A 459-nucleotide genomic window follows, 5' to 3' on the forward strand; every position below is an offset into this window, starting at 1 on the left:
TATCACGCCCATAATGGCGTAAAACACCAACATTTTTTGATATAACGTCATTCTTACTTTTTCCTTCCCTGAGGGCGTTCCATGGTGGGATGATTATCTGCCATGACGTCGTGATTCAGAGATACCTGTATAACAAAATCAGAAACGGGCTGAATATTCAGAATAAAGCCTGATTCGTCTTAATCTGATAGCGCAACCGCTGGCGCCGTACTATACCTTTAGGACTTCCTCATTAGGGTGGCGCTATGGATGTCTCCAGTAAAACCGTCGTTATGATTAATGTCTGCGCCGCGTTCGCGCTTATCAGCCTGCTGTCCGTAAGATTTGGCTGGTTTTAATCATTTAATTCAGCAACGAAACCTAAAAAAGCAGCCCCGAAGGCTGCTTTTTTACGCGCGAACAACAGAGTTGTTATCTTGCTGTCGGGCGGCGGGGGCTAACTGCGCGGCAGCTATTACC

General features: G+C 46.4%; 1 protein-coding gene. It reads left to right on the forward strand.

Annotation, left to right across the window (positions count from 1 at the left end):
- Positions 1–245 precede the first annotated feature (245 nt).
- The gene (yncL, locus tag M3191_RS18255) at positions 246–338 is read left to right on the forward strand and encodes a stress response membrane protein YncL (RefSeq protein WP_002906891.1); all 93 of its coding nucleotides are present in this window, start codon (positions 246–248) and stop codon (positions 336–338) included.
- The last annotated feature ends 121 nt before the right edge of the window (positions 339–459 follow it).

Source organism: Sporosarcina luteola, assembly GCF_023715535.1.
Classification (GTDB): Bacteria; Bacillota; Bacilli; order Bacillales_A; family Planococcaceae; genus Sporosarcina; species Sporosarcina luteola_B.

Coding starts and splice junctions, on each gene's coding strand:
- yncL (WP_002906891.1), top strand. CDS start 246: ATGGATGTCTCCAGTAAAACCGTCGTTATGATTAATGTCTGCGCCGCG.